Origin of the sequence: Novispirillum itersonii subsp. itersonii ATCC 12639 (genome assembly GCF_000381985.1) — a bacterium.
In the GTDB taxonomy this organism is placed as follows: Bacteria; Pseudomonadota; Alphaproteobacteria; order Rhodospirillales; family Rhodospirillaceae; genus Novispirillum; species Novispirillum itersonii.
On the sequence record NZ_KB907344.1, the window covers coordinates 68,533 to 83,754 of the forward strand.

The following is a 15,222-nucleotide window of genomic DNA, read 5'->3' on the forward strand; positions in this document are numbered from 1 at the left end:
CCGCCTTACGGCAGAGCCGCCGCCACAGCCATCAGCATGGCGGCGGCAAAGCCCAGCAGGACCATCCCGGCCCCCCTGTTGATCCACAGCAGCACCGGCGGAGACAGCCGGTGCCGCATCAGCGATACCCCGGTACTCAGGATCACCCACCACAGCATTGACCCGCAGAACACCCCGGCCACCAGCGCCAGCGCGGTTGCCGCATCGGCCCCCGCCCCCAGCCCAAGACCGGCGAAGAGAGCCGCGAACAGGGCGATCGTCGGCGGATTGGCAATGGTCAGCGCAAAGGTGGCGGCACACAGCCCCAGAACCCCGCGCCGCCCCCCGGCGGAGGCCCCATCCCCCGAGGCCGGAGCCGAACGCAGGGTTTTCACCGCCAACCACAGCAGCACCAGCGCCCCGCCGCCATTCAGCAGAATCGCATGCTCCTGCAACAGCGCCGCCACTCCGGCCACACCAAACGCAGCAACGGCGGCATAAACGCCATCGGCCAGTGCGGTGCCAAGCCCGCCCGCCACCCCGGCCAGAACCCCACCTTCCAGCGTGCGGCGCATACACAGGATGCCGATCGGCCCGACCGGGGCGGCAATCGACAGGCCCAGCCCCATTCCCTTCAACAGCATAACGGCAAGATCAAACGACGCGGTCATGGCTTATCCCTCCCCCAGCAGGGGCAGGGCCCCCGTTTCTTTCGGTGATGACAGTGCAAGCTGGGTGTGGGTCCGGCCAACCCCCGGCAGATCCTTCAGGCCGGTGGCCAGAAAGCCTTCCAAAGCGGCCACGGATCCGACCCGGACCTTCAGCAGATACGACCAGTCGCCGGTGACATGGTGACACTCCAGCACCTCAGGCCGCTGGCGCATCCGGTTCAGAAACCCCGGCTCCCATTCCGGGCGCTCAATCGCGACAAAAATGAACGCCAGAATATCCAGACCGGCCTTCACCGGATCAACCCGGACAGTCCACCCCTGCAGAATCCCCGAAGCCTCCAGACGGCGCACCCGGTCCGCCACCCCGGAAACAGACAGCCCGACGGCGGCCCCAAGGTCGGCATACGATGACCGTCCCTGCTCCTGCAGCAGGGCAAGCAAACGACGATCCATGTCATCCATCGTAATTTTTCCTGTCTTAATTTATTTTCTCTGTAATTTTTCTCACGATTCTCTGACGACGTCCACTCTGGCCTGAGAGCAATGACATTTTTGTGCGCTGCACAAAAAGGGATTGACTCTATCCCCGAACGCGCTATCTTACCCTCATGTTGCACCGCAAAATCTGCCGGTGCGTCCCCCGGAGTGGCTGACAGGCGGAACGATCCGCCGGACAGTTCAGGCTGCTCCCCACCGCCCTGATGAGGAGTTCTGCCATGCTCAAGACTTTTGATGACGTCGTCGCCTTCAACAAAGCCAACGTTGACGCTTTCGTTCAGGCTGGCACCAAGTTTGCCACCGGCGCTGAAGAAATCGCCAAGGAAGTGTTTGGCTACACCGGCAAGGCCTTTGAAGGCGCCGTCGAGACCTCCAAGGCTTTCTCGTCCTGCAAGACCCCGGTCGAAGTCGCCCAGCTGAACCAGAAGCTGGCCAAGGACAACTGGGATGCCGCCGTCGCTGAAGGCACCAAGCTGGCTGAAATGGCCACCGTGGTGACCAAGTCGGCGTTCGAGCCGGTGCAGGCCCGTTACAAGGCCGCCTTTGACAACTTCTCCGGCAAGTAAGACCCGGCCGGTTGATCCGGTCGTCTGACGCCAGACAGAAAACCCCCCATCCGGTCAGACCGGATGGGGGGTTTTCATTTTAGATCAGCACCGGATTTAAGACAGAGCCGGGCAGCCCCTGCGCTCAGGGTCGGCCCTGCCCCAGCTCCTGCACCACCTTGGCGATCCGCTCACGGTCCGCCCCGTCCGGGGCCAGCGACAGATACACGTCCAGCGCGGCCAGCGCCCCGTCCAGATCCCCCAGCCGCATGTGCATCAGCCCGCTTTCACGCCACAGCCAATGGTCATCGGGGGTCACCAGCAACATGCGCTCCACCGTCGCCAGCGCCGCTTCATAATCCCCGGCCTGCAAGGCCCGCAGCTTGATATTCGCCTGAAGGCGGATCAGCACTTCCCGGTTACTGACGGCAGCATAGATGGCCGGGCTCAGTTCAGCCTCCGGCCCTTCGATCGCCTTGACCAACCCGCGCAGATCGGCAACCGACAGATCAGCCCCGTCATGGAATGGATCAAGGATCACCCGCTCCCCATCCTCGCCATCAACGCGGATGATGAAGTGCCCGGGAAAATTCAGCCCCTCCGCCGTCCAGCCGACCGAACGGGCCAGCGTCAGGTACAGAATCCCCAGACTGACCGGCAACCCGCGCCGCCGTTCCATCACCCGGATCAGATCCGCATTATCAGGGTCCTCATAGGTCTCGGCGTCGCCATGATAGCCATACACCCCGACCATCACCTCGCGCAGCAGATCACCCCGCCGGATTGCCGAGGAACAGTCCTCCTCCGACGTCACCCGCTCCCGCAGGGTGGCAAGCAGAGCGTCAAGGTGATCCTGTGCCGCCTTCAGGTTCCGACCCGGCCGGGCCGCATCGGCCAGCGCCAGCGCCGTCAGGGCCAGATCAATCCCAGCATCCTCACAGTCGGCCAGCTGATCCAGTATCCACCCCGTTTCGCGGTGTTGTGTCATAGGGGCCTCCTGTCGGACGGCTTACGCCGCCTCGGATCATTCTTCATCCAGATCAGGTCAACAACCTGACGGACGTACTCCGTGGAGCGGCACCAGTCCAGCACCCGTTCCCGTTCTTCGGCGGTCTGCGCCAGACCGATGACATAGACGGTCCGGTCAACCACGTCGATATTATAGTTCAGGGCAAAAACACGGCTGTCGAACATAAGGGATGACCGCAGTTCACTGGCGATCGACACGTCGCGGGCCAGATCAACCGAAGAGTCGGCCCGGACTTTAATATAATCGTGAATCAGGGTGACATCGGGGTCTTCCCGGCTCAGCCGGACCGCCGTGCTTTTCATCTCAGGGTCACTGACAATCCCCATCAACAGCACGCGCCGCTCAAAGACCGTGACATCGACATCGCTCAGCAGACGCGAATCTGTCTGGAAGAAACGGCCCGTGATTCCGGCCTTGATCGCCGCATCATTGGCGGTGCCGTCGACGCCACGCTCTTCAATGGCGGCGGACCCCACGGTCGTCACCGCCGAAACAGCAACACCAAGCGGCGTGCAGGCGCTGACCGGCACAAGCGGCAGCACAGACAAAAGACGCAGCAGCAGGAAAGCGGTGGATCCCTTCATACCAGAACAATAAAGCGTTTTCCGGTAGCCGCCAGCCTTAATTGCAATCGCAACAGATGTGCTCAGTCCCCCGGTCGCCACGCATCAGGCAAATGGCGGGGCCGCCCGAAAGCCGGAACGGCAATCACATCAAAACGGATCTGACGGTCCGCATACTGTGGATTCAGGGCCAGCCAGGCCTGTGCCCCCCGCTCAATCCGCCGCCGCTGCTCCGGCGTGACCGACTCCAGCGCCGCCTCCACCGTCGGCCGGGCTTTCACCTCGGCAAAGACCAGCAGCGGGCCACGGGCCACGATCAGATCCACCTCTCCGGCCCCGGTTCCCCGGCCAGAGGTAAAACGACGGGCCAGAATCGCCCACCCCAGAAAACGCAGGGTCAGGGCAGCAACCGTTTCCGCCCGGCGACCGGCCGCATCAGCAGACAGAGACGCCATTCCGTTATGCCTCTTCCACCGTCGACCCGTTGCGGTCCCGCTCCGCTGCCAGTTCCAGCGCCCGGTTATAAACCTCACGCTTTTTCAGACCGGTCACTGACACCACTTCCGCCGTGGCATCGCGCACCGACAGCCGGGTCAGCGCGGCTCGCAGCAGGCCATCAAGATCAAGGGTTTCCGCCGTTTCCTCAACCACCTCCGGCGGGGCGATCACCACCACCGCCTCCCCTCTGGGGGCTCCGGCAGCGGCATAATGCGCCGCCAGATCGGTCAACGGAGCCCGGCGGACCTCTTCATGCAGCTTGGTCAGCTCGCGGCAGACCGCGGCCTCCCTCGGGCCGAAAACGGCAGCCATCGACGCCAGACTTTCCGGCAGGCGATGCACCGACTCATACAGCACCAGCGTGGCCGGAACCGCGCGCAGGCTGGCCAGAAAGTCCTGACGGGCCTTCTCCTTCGATGGCGGGAACCCGGCAAACATAAAACGGTCCGTCGGCAGGCCGGCCACCATCAACGCGGTCAGCAGGGCCGATGCCCCCGGCACCGGCACCACGGTCAGGCCCTGATCCCGCGCCTCACGCACCAGCTTGAAGCCGGGATCAGACACCAGCGGCGTCCCGGCGTCAGACACCAGCGCCACGGCCTCCCCCGCTGCGACCCGCGACAGAACCTGCGGGCGCATCCGCTCGGCATTGTGTTCATGATACGGCAGCATCGGGGTCTTGATTCCCAGCCGCCGCAGCATCGCGCCGGTGACCCGGGTATCCTCGCAGGCCACCACCGAGGCCGCGCCCAGCACCTGACAGGCCCGGCGGGTGATATCCCCCATGTTGCCGATCGGGGTTGCCACCACATACAGCCCGGCAGGCAGGGATGAGGGCTGAGGTTTACTTGCGTCACCGTCAACGGTAGCATCGTCCCCGGCGTCGTTTTCGCCGTAAGACCCGAAGTCTGTATCGGAGAGTTCCCGTGACATCTGCCGCTGATCGTTCAGTTCCGTCCCGTCGTCCCGGTTCTGCTGACCGGAAACAGGATGCGACGGCCCCGGATCGGGCTGGTTGGGATGAGTCACGGGCAAAGATCCTTATGACAGGGCAAAACACAGCGGTTCCCGGCGGACGCCGGGGCCGGATCACCGGCAAGGCCGCGCTGGCAGCGGCCCTGACAGCCTGCCTGCTGGCAAGCGGCTGCCAGACCACCAATTCGCTACCATCCTGGATGAACGGAGGGAAGAGCGAAAGCGCGCCGCCCGCCCAGCCCGCGCCGCAGACCCCGGCCCAGACCGCTCCGATCCAGCCGCCGGTGGCGCAGCCCCCGGCACAGGCCCCGGTGCCGCCACAGCCTGCCATGACATCCACCGGGGAACTGCTGCCGGTCACCCTGTCCACTGACCCGGCCGCTGACCCGACTGCGGTGAAAATCGCCCTGCTGGCCCCGCTGTCCGGCCCCAGCGCCGCCACCGGCCAGTCTCTGCTGAATGCCGCCCAGCTGGCCCTGTTTGACGCCGGAAACACGGCTGTCACCCTGAAGCCCTATGACACCCGTGGCTCTGCCGACGGGGCCGCCGCCGCCGCCAGCGCTGCCGTCAACGACGGGGCGGTTCTGGTGCTTGGGCCGCTGTTTGCCTCGTCGGTCACGGCGGTCAGCCCGACCCTGAAGGCTGCTCATGTCCGGGCACTGGCCTTTTCCACTGACGCTCAGGTGGCCAGCCCCGGCATCTATGTCAGCGGCATTCTGGCCAGCGAGCAGGCCCGGCGACTGGTCGCCCATGCCCGGGCACAGGGGATTCTCCGCTTTGCGGCCCTGTCGCCGGAAGGGGCCTTTGGCCGGTCCATGGTCGCAGCCTATGAGCAGGCGGTGATCGCCTCCGGCGGGACCATGGTGAAAACCCTGTTCCACGGCCCGAACGACGACCTGCAGACCAAACTGCGGGCGTTCACCGATTTTGACACCCGGGCTGCCACACTGGCCGCCCAGAAGAAGACGCTGGAAGGCAAGACTGACCCGGCCTCGCTGGAGGCTCTGGCCCGCCTGCAGACGCAGGACGCCACCGGCCCGCTGCCGTTCGAAGCCCTGCTGATGACCGCCAGCGGCACCCCGCTGAAGGAAGAGCTGGCCGTGCTGTCGGCATTTAACGCCGATGGCCGGGCGGTGCGCCTGATGGGCCCAATGCTGTGGAATGATCCGGCGCTGCTGCGTGACCCCAGCCTGACCCGTGCCTGGTTCCCCGCCGTGCCGCAGGGGCCGTATAAGTCCTTCGCCCAACGGTATCAGCAGGCCTTCGGCGACCAGCCGACGGTGCTGTCGGCCCTTGGGTATGACCTGACGGCACTGGCCTCGGTGCTTGCCCGCCAGAGCGGTGGCCGCGCCTATGTCGATTCTGTGCTGACCCAGTCCACCGGCTTTGCCGGGGCCAACGGCCTGTTCCGCTTCCGTCCGGACGGAAGCAACGAACGGGCGCTGGCGGTGATGGAGAATACCGCCAACGGGCCGGTGGTTTCCGGCGAGGCCGCCGCCAGCTTCACCGCCACCGATGCCGCCAAACCGGCGTTCTGACCGGTGGATGACGGTGCCCTCCTGCCTGTCCGTCCGCTGGAGCCATACTGTCGGGCAGGATCATACCGTCATGGTCCTGCCTGATGGCTGCCGCGACATCCTGATCCGCCTGACCCCGCAGGGGCAGGCCAGCGTGACCCTGACCGACTGGGATTTCGGCCCACGCCCGGTGCGGCTGGAGGCCGGAACCCGGGTGACCGGCCACCGGCTGCGCCCCGGCGTCAGCGTTCCCCCGTCCCTGCTGGCGGTTCTGACCGCCGACCTCCACCGCACCGGCACCTGTGCGGTGGAGCAGGCACTGGCCGATCAGGCCCGATTCCTGCCCGACCTTGACGGGCTTCTCCCCGGCGGAGACCGGCTGCGGGCCCGCACTGACCGCAGCAAACGCACGGTGCAGCGCCGCTTCCTCGCCCTCGGCCTGCCGCCACCGGGGATCTGGCGGCAACTCGGTCGCGCCCGCCACACCGCCCGCCTGCTGGGGACGGAGCCCCACATCCCCCTCGCCGATCTGGCCGGACTGTGTGGATACAGCGATCAGGCCCACATGACGCGCGACCTGACCCGCTGGTTTGGCTCCTCCCCCGCCGCGCTGCGCCAGAATGCCGCCATGCTGGCGGTTCTGAGAGAACCGGGATTCGGAAACTGGGAGCTCAGGGCCTAAGATCAGGCTCCGGGCACCGGGGAACACAGTTCCACCAGATAACCGTCAGGATCGCGGACGTAGGCCGTGGTCTGCCCCCAGTCTTCCTGCCGCACCGGCTGCACCAGCACCGCACCGGCAACCATAGCCTGTGCCAGCGCCGCTGCCACATCGTCAGTTTCAAAGGCGATCTCAAACACCGGGGCCTCCGGGCGGGGACGGCTGGGGGACTTCCCCAGCTGCTGCATCAGCCGCACCGACGAAAACGCCAGCCGGGTTTCCCCAGTCGCCAGCTCCCCGTAATCGCCCCCGTCGTGCAGAAAGCGGCGGGTCAGGCCAAAGGCCCGTTCATAAAACGCCAGAGAGGCGGCAACATCCTCGACAAAAAGGATCGTATAACGGAACAGCATGTCAGGCTCCTGTGCGGGGGCACTCTCTGCGGCGGGAAACTCCGGTTTACCGGCAGAAAGTGCTCTGGACAGGGCCCAGCATTCCCGGTCTCTACGGATCCGGTCTTGAAGAAAGGCGACAGCACAAGGGGGGAACCATCAGCCCAGCAGGGCGTTGACCCGCTCCGCCACCACCGCCACCGGAATATCTGCCATCGCACTGCCACCGCAGTCCTGAGCCGTGATGATGCAGCCCCGCCGCGTCAGCGGGGCAAACTTCTTCGGGCTGGTCGGGCCATACAGCACCACCACCGGGGTACCCGACGCCGCCGCCAGATGCCCGACCCCCGCATCATTGCACACCACAGCCCCCAGATGCCGGGCCAGAGCGATGGTGACGAACGGGGTCAGCCCGCGCCCGCCGATCAGCCGTTCATCCTGCAACGGAAACAGGGCATCGGGCACCAGCTCCGCCAGCGGGGCCCGCCACTCCAGTTCCGCCGGGCCCAGCAGAAACACCGGCACCCGCCCCGCGTCCCCCTGCTGACGCGCCAGCGCCACAAAGGAATCCTGCGGCCAGCATTTATGACGCCCGCCAGCCCCCGGGGCCAGACCGACCAGTGGCCTGCCGGAGGGAAGAACCGCCGCCGTTGCCGCCAGCAGATCCTCCGGAACCGGCACCAGAGAGTCCTCCGGGGTCGGCACCGGCACCCCGGAGGCCTGCTCCAGAAGATCCAGCATCTGCCGCAGCATCCCGGCAGGGCGCTTGCCCGACGGGCGACACCCCCAGGACGACAGCGCCCCGCGCAGGGCCGGTGACACCAGCCGCCGGTGCGGCAGACGCTTCAGCGCCAGCGTCGCCGCCGGGCCGCGCTGGGTATCAATGATGAGATCAAAACCGCGCCCGTCCAGCGGGCGACGCCGCAGCATCTCCCCCCACCGGGTCGGCACCGCCGCATCCTCAATCACTTCATCAATCAGACCTTCTACCGCCGGGGCGAGAAGCCCGGCGAACACAGAACGGCCCTGACTGGCCGCCCACGTCACCCGTGCCTGCGGCCACAATGCCCGCATCGCCCGCAGAAAAGGCAGTTTCAGCAAACCGTCGCCGATCAGATCCAGTCCGACATGCACCAGAACGGTCTCTGGCTGAAATCCTGCTGCCTGCATCTGATCTCCCTCCTGCTGAGCCGGTCTCTCCATCGGACCGCCCACGGTTTCCGTCCGCTACTCCCCTACCACAGGCAGCGGCGGAGCAGGATGCATTTTTCCGGCGCCGCCAATTTTGCAAAGGCTGTAAATTCGCCGTCGCATCCGGCGGGCGATATCGTTAGGATACGCCCGCCGAACCGGGGCGGACCCGTCTCCCACCCCCGGCGCCGCTGCCAATTAAAGGCAGCCAACCAAGGCACTCCCGGCCCGTCGGTGCCCGGGATGCACCTGTCTAGAGGGCTATGTCCATGGATATCAAGAAGATCCCGATCGGGAAGGATGCTCCGCGCGACGTGAACGTCATCATCGAGATCCCGCTGCGCAGCGATCCGGTGAAGTACGAAGTCGATAAAGAAAGCGGCGCCATGTACGTTGACCGCTTCCTGCACACCGCCATGCACTACCCGTGCAACTACGGCTTTATCCCCCACACCCTGTCTGACGACGGTGATCCGGTCGACGTGATGGTGGTCGGCAACATGCCGGTGGCCGTGGGCTCGGTGATGCGCGTCCGCCCGGTCGGCGTGATGTACATGGAAGACGAATCCGGCGGGGATGAAAAGATCCTGGCCGTGCCGCATTCCAAGCTGCACCCGTACCACGACAACGTGAAGAACTACACCGACCTGCGTGACGTTCTGATCCGTCAGATCGAGCACTTCTTCGTCCACTACAAGGATCTGGAAGAAGGCAAGTGGGCCAAGGTGTCCGGCTGGGGCGATGCCGCCGCGGCTGAAAAGGCGATTGAAGAAGCGATCGCCCGCGCTCAGGCTGAAGGCTGATCCCCTTCCGCAAAAAGGCCGGTCTCACCAGAGACCGGCCTTTTTTCTACAGCCCGTCAGGCCCCGTCCTGCCGGACCGACTTCAAGAAGACATCCACCTCCTGCGACAGGGTCCGCGCCTGCTGGGTCAGGGTCTGCGAGACCGCTTTCAGGGCGGATGCCTCGCCACTGGTGCTGCCTGCCGCTGCCTGCAACCCGCTGACGTGACTGGCTGTCACCTGACTGCCCTGCGCCACCCCGGTCATGGTACGGGCGATTTCGCCGGTTGCCGCCGTCTGCTGGATCACTGCCGCTGCGATTTCAGCCGTCACGGTATCCAGTGCCGCAATCACCGTACGGATTGATGCCACCGAGCGGACAGAAGCCTGCGTTGCCTGCTCCATCTCCAGCAGCTGGCGGGAAATATCACTGGTGGCCCGCCCGGTCTGGGTGGCCAGACTTTTCACGGCCCCGGCGACCACGGCGAAGCCTTTTCCGGCCTCCCCGGCACGGGCGGCTTCAATGGTGGCATTCAGGGCAAGAAGATTGGTCTGGTCGGCAATCCCCGAAATCAGCTCCGCCACCGCTCCGATCCGCTGCACCACGCCTTCCATTGAAGCAATCACCTCAACGGTGGCCGCCGCCTCGCGCGTTGCATCCGCCGCCACCGATGCCGCATGATGCACCCGGCTGGAAATACTCTGCGTCGAGGCAGACAGTTCCTCGACCGCCGCCGCCACCGTCTGTACGGCAGCATTCACCTGTTCGGTGGTCGCCAGCGCTGCGGTGCTGCGGTCAAGCGCCTGACCGGCGGTTTCAGACAGTCTTCCGGCCCCGGTATCCACGGCGCCGACACTGTCGGCAACGGTTTCCACCACCCGCTTGACGGTCTCCTCAAAATGAGTGGCCAACCGGACCTGCCGGGTCACCGCCTGCCAGATCAGCATCGCCTTATCATACGCGCCCCCGGCGGTATGCACCGCCGAGACCCGGACCACAAAAACATCCGAGCCGACAGCAACCCGCCGTTCCAGCGGCAGCTCCGCCGGATCGGCCAGCAAGGCCAGATCAGCCCCGGTGAAGGGGAACAGGGCAGCCAGATCGCGGCCCCCGGCATCCTGACCGGCGGGAACAACCCCGTGATCCGCCATCATGGCCCGGGCGGCTGTATTGACATAGGCCAGACGCAGACTGACCGGATCAACCGTCATCACCGGGCTGGTCATGTCTTCCACCATCTGCATCAAACGAAAGGCACGCTGGACATCCCCATCCAGCTTTTCCACCATCCGTACCACCTGCCCGACCTCACTGCGGTCCCGCGGCCACCCCTGCAGCAAGACCGGCTGCCCGGATGCCACCAGCCCCATCCACTGCCGGATCTGCCGCAGAAAGCTGCCGATCCCCCGGGCGATCACTGCCGCCACCAGCATCGCCAGAACGGCAAGAGCAATGCAGAACCCGACCGTCAGGCGGTATTCCGCCTGCAGGGACCGGGTCCGCTCTTCCAGCATCACCGCCAACGCCTGCTCCGCCACCTGCCACCCGGCGGCCACAGCCTGCCCATGCCGGGCCAGATCAGCCATCACAGCACCATCAACCCCGGCACTCAGGCGGGTCAGCAGACTGCCAGACGCAGTGACCAACGGCGCCAGCGCCGGGGTCAGGGCCCGGTCGAAATGGATGGCGCTGGCCGGGGTGCGGCCATTGGTCAGCGCGGTTTCAATCCGGATCGCATCCGCCTGCAACGCCCCTTTGGCCATCGCAACAGCCATCCTGTTCGCTTCGGAATTATCCCGCAGTAAAGCGGCAGCCGCAGTTTGCAGGGCCTGCGTGTTCCGCCCCATCGATATCAGAGCATTGACGGTCAGATCCATTGCGTAAAAAGTTGGCACTTCTGGATCCAAGGTCAAATTTGAGGCATCCGAGACCGCCAGAATTGCCGTGGCCAGCGCGGCGGCCTGCTCCGCCGGATCAGGGCGGGACAGTCCTGCCTTCAAGTCAGAATAAGCCTTCTCCGTCAGATACTTCGCCCCAACAGACGCCCGCACGGCCTTCAGACCGGCCTCAGCCCCCGGGTCCTGCCCGGCCAAAGCCCGGACGGCCATCTGCCGCAAGGGGGTGATGGCGGTCAGCCCCTCGCTCTCAGAAACCGTAAAATCCAACTGTTCCTGATACTTATCAATCAAGGCCACCACACTGACCACCAGTGGCACCACAAAAGCGGCACACAGCAGCGCAATCTGCGCCGACACCGACAGTTTTCTGAGCAAATTCATACTCTTGCGTCCCCTACAAGAGCAACGGATCCCGCCTTTTGATCCGACGGGTCATGGCCGTCACTGAGCACTGTTTTTCTGATTTATGAGGCGGCCTTTTCTGCCGCGATTAGCTCAAATTTTTGCAATCCCCGTGCCAGCCGCATCCGACCCGTGACGGCCCCTTCTGCTGCCTGTTTATGCGGCAGTCCTCCGCGATCAACCCGGCGCGGAATTGCATCGCCGCCGACAATCCTGCATACTGCCGCTGGTTATAGTTCACTTTAACGTTCATTTCGCCCTGTCGCTTTGCGACGCCACAGCCAAACCGGCTTCACAGGAGTCTGTCATGACCGAATCCGTCGTTATCCTTGGGGGGGCCCGCACCGCCATCGGCACCTTTGGCGGCAGCCTGAAGGATCAGACCCCGTCTGATCTGGGCGCGCTGGTGATCGCCGAGGCCCTGAAGCGGTCCGGCGTCACCGGGGCTGATATCGGTCATGTGGTGATGGGCAACATCATCCATACCGAAGCCCGCGATATGTACGTCTCACGCGTTGCCGCCATCAACGCCGGTATCCCGCAGGAAGCCCCGGCGCTGACAGTCAACCGCCTGTGCGGCTCCGGCCTGCAGGCCATCATCTCCGCCGCCCAGACCATCATGCTTGGCGACTGCACCGCTGCCATCGGCGGCGGAACCGAAGTGATGAGCCGCGCCGGATACCTGATGCCCGCCGCCCGCTGGGGGGCCCGCATGGGCGATACCACCGTTGTCGATATGATGCTGGGGGCCCTGTCTGACCCGTTTGGCGGCGGCCACATGGGGATCACCGCCGAGAACGTCGCAGACCGTTACGGCCTCACCCGTGACGAGCAGGATGCCTTTGCGGTGGAAAGCCAGCGCCGCGCCGCCGCCGCCATTGCCGCCGGTCGCTTCAAGGACCAGATCGTTCCGGTGGTGATGAAGACCCGGAAAGGCGAGGTGGTGTTCGACACCGACGAACACGTCAAGGCCGACACCACCACTGACACCCTCGCCAAGCTGCGCCCGGCCTTCAAAAAAGATGGCAGCGTGACCGCTGGCAATGCCTCCGGCATCAACGACGGGGCCGCCGCCGTGGTGCTGATGGCCGAATCCACCGCCACCCAGCGCGGCCTGAAGCCGATGGGCCGGATTGTCGCCTATGGCCATGCCGGGGTTGATCCGGCCGTGATGGGCATCGGCCCGATTCCGGCAGTCCGGAATGCCCTGAGCCGCGCCGGGCTGAGCGTCGCTGATCTGGATGTGATCGAATCCAACGAAGCCTTCGCCGTGCAGGCCTGCGCGGTGTCGCGTGACCTCGGCCTGCCTGCCGACAAGGTCAACCCCAATGGCGGGGCGATTGCACTCGGCCACCCGGTCGGTGCCACCGGGGCAATTCTGGTGCTGAAGGCGCTGTACGAACTGCACCGGACCGGTGGTCGCTATGGCCTGATCACCATGTGCATCGGCGGCGGGCAGGGCATCGCCCTGATTGTTGAGCGGCTGTAATCCGCCCGGCACTCCCATAAGAAAACCCCCGCCGGAGTGATCCGGCGGGGGTTTTTTACAGTCAGAGGCACATAGACGCGGTCAGAGCAGGAAACGGGTGCGGATGGTGCCCGGAATCGCTTCCAGCGCCCGGCGCACGCCCAGCCCTTCTTCCAGAGACTGCTGGACATCGACCACCACATACCCGACGTCCCCTTCGGTCCGCAGGTACTGGCCGGTGATGTTGCAGTTCCGCTCCGACAGCACTTCGTTGATACGGCTGAGGATACCCGGCTGGTTGTGGTGGATGTGCATAAAGCGCGACCCCACTTCCTGCAACGGCAACTGCACTTCGGGGAAGTTGACCGCCCCGAGGGTCGACCCGTTGTCGGAATACTTGACCAGCTTTTCGGCCACTTCGGTCCCGATATTGGCCTGCGCCTCAAGGGTCGAACCGCCGATGTGCGGGGTCAGGATCACATTACGCAGGCCGCGCAGCGGGCTGAGGAATTCATCGCCGTTGGCTGCCGGTTCCTTCGGGAACACATCAACCGCCGCCCCGGCCAGATGGCCCGACGACAGCGCCGCCGCCAGCGCATCAATATCCACCACCGTGCCGCGCGCGGCGTTGATGAACAGCGCCCCCGGCTTCATCCGGGCGAACTGCTCCGCCCCCATCATATTGCGGGTTTTCGGGGTCTGGGGCACATGCAGGCTGACAAAATCAGACTCGGCCAGCAACTCATCCAGCGTCGCGCAGGACTGGGCATTCCCCAGCGCCAGCTTCTCGACGATATCGTAGTAGCGGACCCGCATCCCGATCGCTTCAGCCAGAATCGACAGCTGGGTGCCGATATGGCCGTAGCCGACGATACCAAGGGTCTTGCCACGGACCTCACAGGCCCCGTCAACAGCCTTCAGCCAGCCGCCTTCATGCGTGGACCAGCTCTTTTCCGGGATCCGGCGGGCCAGCATGATGACCTCGCCCAGCACCAGCTCCGCCACCGAGCGGGTGTTGGAGTACGGCGCGTTGAACACCGGAATCCCCAGCTTCTGGGCGGCGGACAGATCCACCTGATTGGTCCCGATGCAGAAGCAGCCGATCGCCATCAGCTTCTGGGCACAGTCCAGCACCTCGGCGGTCAGCTTGGTGCGGGACCGGATACCGATCATATGCACGTCACGGATCGCTTCCTTCAGGGCATCGGAATCCAGAGCACCCTTGTGGGTTTCCAGCGTCACATAGCCATGATTGGAGAAATGAGCGATGGCGTTGGGGTGAATGTTCTCCAGCAGCAGGACTTTAATCTTGTCCTTCGGCATCGAAAGCTTGCTCACGGGCGCCTCTTGGTCGAAAACAGGCAGCGTGGCCGGACCCAGTCCGGGAAAGGCTGCACAGGTGGGCCGATGTGGTGGCAGCATTAGCACACCGACGCCGCAGCCGGGAGCATTATCTTTCGGCATGACGGTATACATCCCGCGCCTGAAACACATGGCTGGCGCAATAACCAACAAACTCGGAGCTTCACACTATGAGTGGTCAGATCGACTCCCGCCTTACCGAACTCGGCATCACCGTGCCGCAGGCCGCCGCTCCGGTTGCCAATTACGTCGGCTGGGTCCGCACCGGCAATCTGGTCGTCATCTCCGGCCAGCTGCCGCTGAAGGATGGCAAGGTCACCACCACGGGCCTTCTCGGCCGCGATGTCAGCGTTGAAGACGCCGCCGTCGCCGCCCGTCAGTCCGGCATCAACATCATTGCCCAGCTGCGCGCCGCCTGCGGTGGCGATCTGGATAAGGTTGCCCGCGTTGTGCGTCTGGGCGGCTTCGTCGCCTGCACCCCGGACTTCACCGACCACCCGAAGGTGATCAACGGCGCCTCTGACCTGATGGTTGAAGTGTTCGGCGATGCCGGGCGCCATGCCCGCGCCGCCGTCGGCTGCCCGTCGCTGCCGCTGAACGCAGCGGTGGAAGTGGATGCGCTGGTCGAGATCCGCGACTGATCCTGTACCGCTGACACCCGGTAAAAAGGAGAGGCTGCGGCTTCTCCTTTTTTATTGACCGGACTGGATCCCAAAACGGAATCGGGCCCAAAAGCAGAAACCGCAGCCTCTTGCGGAGACTGCGGTTTCGGCAGCAGGATCGAAATGCCCGG

16 protein-coding genes are annotated in these 15,222 nt (G+C 64.9%); 6 read left to right on the plus strand and 10 right to left on the minus strand.

From position 1 onward, the window contains the following. Positions 1 to 5 precede the first annotated feature (5 nt). Together G365_RS0112710 and G365_RS0112715 are read right to left on the minus strand one after the other, a co-directional pair. Positions 6 to 650 carry a LysE family translocator gene (locus tag G365_RS0112710; RefSeq protein ID WP_019645907.1) on the minus strand — a complete coding sequence of 215 codons (645 nt, stop codon included), beginning with the start codon at positions 648 to 650 and terminating at the stop codon, positions 6 to 8. A gap of 3 nt (positions 651 to 653) precedes the next feature. Beyond that, positions 654 to 1,112 (minus strand): Lrp/AsnC family transcriptional regulator, encoded by a 459-nt coding sequence (locus G365_RS0112715; protein WP_019645908.1) that lies wholly within the window; start codon positions 1,110 to 1,112, stop codon positions 654 to 656. Between the two features lie 254 nt (positions 1,113 to 1,366). On the opposite strand from G365_RS0112715, the gene G365_RS0112720 reads away from it, so the two are divergent. Beyond that, a complete protein-coding gene (locus G365_RS0112720) occupies positions 1,367 to 1,714 on the plus strand; it encodes a phasin family protein (protein WP_019645909.1) in 348 nt (115 codons plus the stop codon). A gap of 124 nt (positions 1,715 to 1,838) precedes the next feature. Here G365_RS0112720 and G365_RS0112725 read toward each other — a convergent pair whose 3' ends face one another. The 4 genes from G365_RS0112725 to rsmI all read right to left on the minus strand — a co-directional run bounded on the left by G365_RS0112725 (position 1,839) and on the right by rsmI (position 4,813). Then, the gene (locus G365_RS0112725) at positions 1,839 to 2,681 is read right to left on the minus strand and encodes a SirB1 family protein (protein WP_019645910.1); all 843 of its coding nucleotides are present in this window, start codon (positions 2,679 to 2,681) and stop codon (positions 1,839 to 1,841) included. After that, positions 2,678 to 3,307, minus strand: a complete 630-nt coding sequence (locus G365_RS21430) for a BON domain-containing protein (protein ID WP_019645911.1) — start codon at positions 3,305 to 3,307, stop codon at positions 2,678 to 2,680. The genes G365_RS0112725 and G365_RS21430 overlap by 4 nt, the downstream gene beginning before the upstream one ends. Before the next feature lie 62 nt (positions 3,308 to 3,369). Further along, positions 3,370 to 3,741: a YraN family protein gene (locus tag G365_RS0112735; RefSeq protein WP_019645912.1), complete on the minus strand. Its 372-nt coding sequence runs from the start codon at positions 3,739 to 3,741 to the stop codon at positions 3,370 to 3,372. 4 nt (positions 3,742 to 3,745) lie between these two features. Then, on the minus strand, positions 3,746 to 4,813 hold the full coding sequence (gene rsmI / locus G365_RS0112740; RefSeq protein ID WP_019645913.1) for a 16S rRNA (cytidine(1402)-2'-O)-methyltransferase: 1,068 nt from the start codon (positions 4,811 to 4,813) through the stop codon (positions 3,746 to 3,748). 14 nt (positions 4,814 to 4,827) lie between these two features. Here rsmI and G365_RS0112745 point away from each other — a divergent pair, with 14 nt between their 5' ends. After that, positions 4,828 to 6,297, plus strand: a complete 1,470-nt coding sequence (locus G365_RS0112745) for a penicillin-binding protein activator (RefSeq protein WP_019645914.1) — start codon at positions 4,828 to 4,830, stop codon at positions 6,295 to 6,297. 7 nt (positions 6,298 to 6,304) lie between these two features. Continuing rightward, positions 6,305 to 6,958, plus strand: coding sequence for an AraC family transcriptional regulator (locus G365_RS0112750; protein WP_155976253.1), 654 nt, complete (start codon positions 6,305 to 6,307; stop codon positions 6,956 to 6,958). Between the two features lie 2 nt (positions 6,959 to 6,960). On the opposite strand, the gene G365_RS0112755 is transcribed toward G365_RS0112750, so the two are convergent. Together G365_RS0112755 and G365_RS0112760 are read right to left on the minus strand one after the other, a co-directional pair. Beyond that, a complete protein-coding gene (locus G365_RS0112755; RefSeq protein ID WP_019645916.1) occupies positions 6,961 to 7,347 on the minus strand; it encodes a VOC family protein in 387 nt (128 codons plus the stop codon). A 138-nt stretch (positions 7,348 to 7,485) separates the two neighbouring features. Then, entirely contained in the window at positions 7,486 to 8,496 is a 1,011-nt protein-coding gene (locus G365_RS0112760; protein WP_019645917.1) for a glycosyltransferase family 9 protein, read from the minus strand. 290 nt (positions 8,497 to 8,786) lie between these two features. Between G365_RS0112760 and ppa the strand changes: the two genes are divergently transcribed. Beyond that, on the plus strand, positions 8,787 to 9,320 hold the full coding sequence (ppa, locus tag G365_RS0112765) for an inorganic diphosphatase (RefSeq protein ID WP_019645918.1): 534 nt from the start codon (positions 8,787 to 8,789) through the stop codon (positions 9,318 to 9,320). Between the two features lie 56 nt (positions 9,321 to 9,376). Here ppa and G365_RS23025 read toward each other — a convergent pair whose 3' ends face one another. Further along, positions 9,377 to 11,578: a methyl-accepting chemotaxis protein gene (locus G365_RS23025; RefSeq protein WP_019645919.1), complete on the minus strand. Its 2,202-nt coding sequence runs from the start codon at positions 11,576 to 11,578 to the stop codon at positions 9,377 to 9,379. Between the two features lie 328 nt (positions 11,579 to 11,906). Here G365_RS23025 and G365_RS0112780 point away from each other — a divergent pair, with 328 nt between their 5' ends. Further along, positions 11,907 to 13,088, plus strand: a complete 1,182-nt coding sequence (locus tag G365_RS0112780) for an acetyl-CoA C-acyltransferase family protein (RefSeq protein ID WP_019645921.1) — start codon at positions 11,907 to 11,909, stop codon at positions 13,086 to 13,088. A gap of 81 nt (positions 13,089 to 13,169) precedes the next feature. Here the strand turns inward: G365_RS0112780 and serA are convergent, their stop codons facing one another. Continuing rightward, a complete protein-coding gene (gene serA / locus G365_RS0112785) occupies positions 13,170 to 14,405 on the minus strand; it encodes a phosphoglycerate dehydrogenase (protein ID WP_026345339.1) in 1,236 nt (411 codons plus the stop codon). A gap of 194 nt (positions 14,406 to 14,599) precedes the next feature. Between serA and G365_RS0112790 the strand changes: the two genes are divergently transcribed. Then, the gene (locus G365_RS0112790; protein ID WP_019645923.1) at positions 14,600 to 15,070 is read left to right on the plus strand and encodes a RidA family protein; all 471 of its coding nucleotides are present in this window, start codon (positions 14,600 to 14,602) and stop codon (positions 15,068 to 15,070) included. Positions 15,071 to 15,222: the final 152 nt, after the last annotated feature.

Bases quoted from the DNA above. Each gene is read 5' to 3' on its own strand.
- G365_RS0112710 (WP_019645907.1), bottom strand. From the start codon at position 650: ATGACCGCGTCGTTTGATCTTGCCGTTATGCTGTTGAAGGGAATGGGG.
- G365_RS0112715 (WP_019645908.1), bottom strand. From the start codon at position 1,112: ATGGATGACATGGATCGTCGTTTGCTTGCCCTGCTGCAGGAGCAGGGA.
- G365_RS0112720 (WP_019645909.1), top strand. From the start codon at position 1,367: ATGCTCAAGACTTTTGATGACGTCGTCGCCTTCAACAAAGCCAACGTT.
- G365_RS0112725 (WP_019645910.1), bottom strand. From the start codon at position 2,681: ATGACACAACACCGCGAAACGGGGTGGATACTGGATCAGCTGGCCGAC.
- G365_RS21430 (WP_019645911.1), bottom strand. From the start codon at position 3,307: ATGAAGGGATCCACCGCTTTCCTGCTGCTGCGTCTTTTGTCTGTGCTG.
- G365_RS0112735 (WP_019645912.1), bottom strand. From the start codon at position 3,741: ATGGCGTCTCTGTCTGCTGATGCGGCCGGTCGCCGGGCGGAAACGGTT.
- G365_RS0112745 (WP_019645914.1), top strand. From the start codon at position 4,828: ATGACAGGGCAAAACACAGCGGTTCCCGGCGGACGCCGGGGCCGGATC.
- G365_RS0112750 (WP_155976253.1), top strand. From the start codon at position 6,305: ATGACGGTGCCCTCCTGCCTGTCCGTCCGCTGGAGCCATACTGTCGGG.
- G365_RS0112755 (WP_019645916.1), bottom strand. From the start codon at position 7,347: ATGCTGTTCCGTTATACGATCCTTTTTGTCGAGGATGTTGCCGCCTCT.
- G365_RS0112760 (WP_019645917.1), bottom strand. From the start codon at position 8,496: ATGCAGGCAGCAGGATTTCAGCCAGAGACCGTTCTGGTGCATGTCGGA.
- ppa (WP_019645918.1), top strand. From the start codon at position 8,787: ATGGATATCAAGAAGATCCCGATCGGGAAGGATGCTCCGCGCGACGTG.
- G365_RS23025 (WP_019645919.1), bottom strand. From the start codon at position 11,578: ATGAATTTGCTCAGAAAACTGTCGGTGTCGGCGCAGATTGCGCTGCTG.
- G365_RS0112780 (WP_019645921.1), top strand. From the start codon at position 11,907: ATGACCGAATCCGTCGTTATCCTTGGGGGGGCCCGCACCGCCATCGGC.
- G365_RS0112790 (WP_019645923.1), top strand. From the start codon at position 14,600: ATGAGTGGTCAGATCGACTCCCGCCTTACCGAACTCGGCATCACCGTG.